Here is a 5,296-nt window from a genome sequence, read left to right as displayed (position 1 = left end):
GCCGGGCCGCGTTCGGCGCGGGTCGGCGCCGCGCGGCGGCTGAAGCGGTCGGCGCATCGGCGCGAGCAGGGCAGTTTCCTCGTCGAGGGAGCGCAGGCGGTCGGCGCGGCACTCGCCGCCGGCGCGCTCATCGAGCTGTTCGTCGGCGTCTCGGCGGCCGCCCGGCACGAGGAGCTGCTGCGGGCCGTGGCCGTGCCGGTCCGCCTCGTCACCGATGAGGCGGCCGCCGGGTTGTCCGAGACGGTCACGCCGCAGGGGCTCGTGGGGGTCGCGGCGCTGCCCGATCACCGCGTCACCGAGCTGGCCGCGCCACGTCTGGTCGCGGTGTGCGTGGGAGCGAGCGACCCGGGCAACGCCGGCACGGTGATCCGCAGCGCGGACGCCGCCGGCGCCGACGCCGTCGTGTTCACCGGCGTCGGCGTCGACCCGTTCGGCGGCAAGTGCGTGCGCTCGTCCGCGGGCAGCCACTTCCACCTCCCGGTGATCGTCGAGGGTCGGCTGGCCGACACGGTGGCGGGCCTGCGGGCGCGGGGCTGCCAGATCATCGCCACCGCCGGGACCGCGCCTCGTGACCTGGACGACGCGGTCACCGCGGGCGAGCTCGCCGGCCCGACCGCGTGGCTGTTCGGCAACGAGGCGCACGGCCTGGACCCCGCCGGGCTGGCCGCCGCGGACACGGCGATCCGGGTGCCGGTGTACGGTCAGGCCGAGTCCCTGAATCTTGCGGTTGCGTCCGCCCTGTGCCTGTACGCGTCGGCGCGGGCGCAGAGAACGGGTAGGTCCGGTACTGACGGCACCGGAGGAGGTGGTCGGCGGTGATGAACACCGTCGCATCGACATCCGAGCAGGCGCCGACCGCGGCCGACGCGGGCGCGGCCGATGCCGCGGCGGCCAGCCTGCCCACCATCGCGCAATCGGCATCAGGCGAGGCCATGACTGCGGACGACGAGCCAGCGCAGGACCCCGGCGCGCAGAGCGCCGGGTCGGCCGCGCTCGACGGGCCGCTGCCCGCGGCGGCGTTCGACCTGCTGCCCGACGCCGTGGTCGTCACCGATGCCGCCGGCACCGTCGAGGTGTTCAACCGGGCGGCCGCCCGCCTGGTCGGCACGCAGGCACCCGCCGCGGTCGGCCGGCACCTCAACGAGGTGCTGCCATTGCTCGACGAGCGGGGCAACGACTGGTGGGAGTGCTCAGCGCAGAGCCGGGACATGCCCAGCGTCGTCGGGCAGCCCGAGCGCCGGCTGACCTACGCCGGCCCGGACCAGGACCGCGACTTCCACGTCACCGCCCGGTTCACCCGGGTCGCCGGCCGCCTGGCCAGAGTCTCCCTGTCGCTGCGGGACACCTCGAGCCGCGAGCGGCTGGAACGTAACCGCGCCGACCTCGTCGCCACCGTCGCCCACGAGCTGCGATCGCCGCTGACCAGTGTGAAGGGTTTCACAGCGACCCTGCTCGCCAAGTGGGACCGGTTCACCGACGAGCAGAAGAAGTTGATGCTCAACACGGTCAACACCGACGCGGACCGGGTGACCCGGCTGCTCGCCGAGGTGCTCGACGTCTCCCGGATCGACTCCGGGCGCATCCAGGTCCGCAAGCAGATCGTCGACCTGCCGAGCCGGGTGCGCGCGGTGGTCGACGGCAAGATCGCCTCCGGCGCGGCCGGCGCCGACCGGTTCCTCGTGCGCCAGGACGGCGAACTGCCCGAGATGTGGGTCGACCAGGACAAGATGGAGCAGGTACTGCACAACCTCGTCGACAACGCCCTGCGCCACGGAGCGGGTACTGTGACGGTGTCGTTGCGCGGCGAGGAGTCCGGTACGGAGGTGAGCGTGGCCGACGAGGGCGAAGGCGTGTCCGCATCGAACGCCGCCCGCGTGTTCACCAAGTTCTGGCGCGGCGCCAGCCGGGGCAACGGCACCGGCCTGGGCCTGTACATCGCCAAGGCGCTGATCGAGGCGCACGGCGGCACGATCTCCGTCGGCCGGGCCGCGGGTGGCGGCGCCGAGTTCCGATTTTTCGTGCCCGCCGGCGGTCCGGTGTTCGGCTGAGGCCAAACGTCACGACCCGCTGGTGGGCGCCTTGGGCGGCATCGGCCTGATCCGCGGCGGCCTTACGTGCCGCGTGGTGCCGGGTGCCGCGCCGTGTTCTCCGCCACCCGTGCCGGGTTTCACCCCGCGCCGGGCGGCATCCACCCCGTGACCGATACGAGGATGTGCCCGTGTCCGCCCCTGGAGAGACCGTCGATCCGTCCCGGGTCGCAAGCCTCGACCCCGACCAGCTCGCCGCGGCCGTCGCGGCGGCGCGGGAGTCGATCAGCGCTGCCGCCGACCTCGACGCGTTGGCCGCCGTCCGCACCGCCCACGTGCAGGGCGACGCCGCCCCGCTGGTCCGCGCCCGCCGTGACCTCGGCGCCCTGGCACGCGAGGAACGCGCCGACGCCGGCCGCCGGCACAACGCCGCCCGCGCCGAGGTCCAGGCCGCCTTCGACGCGCGCCTGGCGGAGCTGAGCGCCGAACGCGACGCCCGCGTGCTGCGCGATGAGGTCATCGACGTCACCGTGCCGGTGACCCGGCGCCCCCGCGGCGCCCGCCATCCGCTGACCGCACTCACCGACCGGATCGTCGACGTCTTCGTGGCCATGGGCTACGAGGTCGCCGAGGGGCCCGAGGTCGAGCACGACTGGTTCAACTTCGAGGCCCTGAACATGCCCCCCGACCACCCCGCGCGCAGCGAGCACGACACGTTGTACGTCGAACCCGCCGGCTCCGGCCGGCTGCTGCGCACCCACACCTCCCCGGTGCAGATCCGCTCGCTGCTGTCCCGGCCGCTGCCCGTCTACGTCGTCGCCCCCGGGCGGACCTACCGCAACGACACGATCGACGCGACGCATTCGCCGGTGTTCGGCCAGTTCGAGTGCCTCGCCGTCGACGAGAACATCACCATGGCAGACCTGCGCGGCACGCTGTCGGTCTTCGCCGAGGCGCTGTTCGGCTCGGGCCTGTCGACGCGGCTGCGCCCGTCGTTCTTCCCGTTCACCGAACCGAGCGCGGAGCTGGACGTGCAGTGTTTCGCCTGCCGGGGCGAGGCGGCCCGCCAGCCGTGCCGGGTCTGCTCGGACGAGGGCTGGATCGAGATCGGCGGCTGCGGCATGGTCGACCCGAACGTGCTGCGGGCGGCGGGCGTGGACGCGACCCGCTACAGCGGTTTCGCCTTCGGAATGGGCCTGGAACGGGCGGCGATGTTCCGCCACGGCGTCCGGGAGATCCGCAACTTCGTCGACGGGGACGTCCGCTTCGGCCTCCCGTTCGGAATCGAGAGCTGACGCCATGCTGATCGTGATGTCCTGGTTGCGGGAGTACGTCGAGGGCCTGCCGCCGGCCCGAGCGGTCGCCGACGCGCTCATCCGCGCCGGCTTCGAGGTCGAGGGCGTGCGCACCGTCGGTTCCGACCTCGCCGGGGTCGTCGTCGGCGAGGTCGTCAGCTTCGAGCTCGTCGAGACGAAGAAGAAGGCCGTCCGCTGGTGCCAGGTCCGCGTCGCCGAGGTTGAAGGCGGGCCGTCGGGTACCCAGCTGTCGGGCGCGGGGGTCCCGGGAGGCGGGACGGGCGCCGGGGACGGCGTGCGGGGGATCGTCTGCGGGGCGCACAACTTCGCCGTCGGCGACCGGGTCGCCGTCGCTCTGCCTGGTGCCGTGCTGCCCGGCGGGTTCACCATCACCGCGCGCAGGACCTACGGCCATCTCAGCGATGGGATGATCTGCTCGGCCAGCGAGCTCGGCATCGGCGAGGACCACGACGGCATCCTCGTGCTGGCGCCGCAGACCCCGATCGGCGCGGAGGTCGCCGAGCTGCTCGACCTCGCCGACGAGGTGCTCGACATCGCCGTCACCCCGGACCGGGGCTACGCACTGTCCGTGCGCGGCATCGCCCGGGAGGCCGCGACGGCCTTCGCGCTGCCGTTCGCCGACCCCGCCGCGTCGGCGGACCCCGCGGCCAGCGCCGCCGTGGCCTACCCGGTCGTCGTCGAGGACACCGCCGGCTGCGACCGGTACGTCGCCCGGGTCGTCACCGGCGTCGACGCGACCGCCAGCACCCCGCTGACCTGGACCCGGCGGCTGTCGCTGGCCGGGATGCGGTCGATCTCCGCACCGGTCGACGTGACCAACGCGGTGCTGCTCGGCCTGGGCCAGCCGCTGCACGCCTTCGACCGAGCGAAGTTGTCCGGGCCGATCGTGGTCCGCGCCGCGGTGGCGGGGGAGAAGCTGCGCACCCTCGACGGCGTTGAGCGCGTCCTGGACCCGGAGGACCTGGTCATCGCCGACGGCTCCGGCCCGGTCGCCCTCGCCGGGGTGATGGGCGGGGCGAGCACGGAGGTCTCCGCGCAGACCACCGACATCGTGCTGGAGGCCGCGCACTTCGATCCGATCCGCATCGCGCGCACCGCCCGCCGTCACCGGCTGTCCTCCGAGGCGTCGAGGCGCTTCGAACGCGGTGTCGACCCCGCGCTCGCGCCGGTCGCCGCCGGCGCGGCCGTCGCCCTGCTCGCGGAGCTCACCGGTGCCCGGCCCGCGCCGGGCGTGACCGACATCGATCACCGCCCGTCTGCCGTCGCGATCGCACTGCCGCTCGCAGAGCCCGAGCGGCTCGCCGGGCGCTCGTACCCGGCGGAGGTGGTCCTGCGCCGTCTGACCGACGTCGGCTGCACGATCGCCGCGGGTAGCGGTGAAGGCGACGACGATCCGGTCGACGGCGACACGCTGATGGTCATCCCGCCGTCGTGGCGCCCCGACCTGACCCGGGTCGCCGACCTCGTCGAGGAGATCGTTCGACTGGAGGGCTACGACACGATCCCGGTCACCCTCCCGCGCCTGCCAGCCGGGCGGGGCCTCACCCCGGCCCAGCGGCTGCGCCGGGCCGTCGGGCGGGCGCTCGCCCACGCCGGGTTCGTCGAGGTGCTGACCCTGCCGTTCGTCGCGCGGGACGCGGCCGACTTCCTCGGCCTCGCCGCCGACGACCCGCGCCGCGCCGCCGTCCGGATGGCCAACCCCATCGCCGAGGACGCCGCCTACCTGCGCACCACGCTGCTGTCCGGACTGATCGCCACCGCGGTGCGCAACATCGGCCGCGGCCAGCAGGACCTGGCGCTGTTCGAGGTTGGCCTCGTCTTCCGCGAGCGGCCGGCCGGCACGCCGTGGCCGGCCTCGCCGCCGGCGTGGCGCCGACCGACCGACGAGGAGATCGCCGGCCTCGACGCCGCGCTGCCCGAGCAGCCCCGCCACATCGCCGCGCTGCTCACCGG

At 74.4% G+C, this 5,296-nt stretch carries 4 protein-coding genes; all 4 read left to right on the top strand.

Going from position 1 to position 5,296, the window contains the following annotated elements:
- A partial coding sequence (locus MXD58_RS19175; protein ID WP_250609672.1) for a TrmH family RNA methyltransferase occupies nucleotides 1-819 on the top strand: 819 nt, incomplete at its 5' end.
- Entirely contained in the window at nucleotides 819-2,048 is a 1,230-nt protein-coding gene (locus MXD58_RS19170; protein ID WP_248839713.1) for a sensor histidine kinase, read from the top strand. The genes MXD58_RS19175 and MXD58_RS19170, both read left to right, overlap by 1 nt.
- A 170-nt stretch (nucleotides 2,049-2,218) precedes the next feature.
- The gene (gene pheS, locus MXD58_RS19165; RefSeq protein WP_248839712.1) at nucleotides 2,219-3,322 is read left to right on the top strand and encodes a phenylalanine--tRNA ligase subunit alpha; all 1,104 of its coding nucleotides are present in this window, start codon (nucleotides 2,219-2,221) and stop codon (nucleotides 3,320-3,322) included.
- Between the two features lie 4 nt (nucleotides 3,323-3,326).
- Nucleotides 3,327-5,296 (top strand): phenylalanine--tRNA ligase subunit beta (pheT, locus tag MXD58_RS19160; protein ID WP_250609671.1); only part of this gene is annotated, 1,970 nt, incomplete at its 3' end.

Source organism: Frankia sp. AgKG'84/4, assembly GCF_023242965.2.
Lineage (GTDB): Bacteria > Actinomycetota > Actinomycetes > Frankiales > Frankiaceae > Frankia.
Note: the sequence above shows the minus strand (reverse complement) of the source record. Positions and strands in the feature narration are given on the sequence as shown.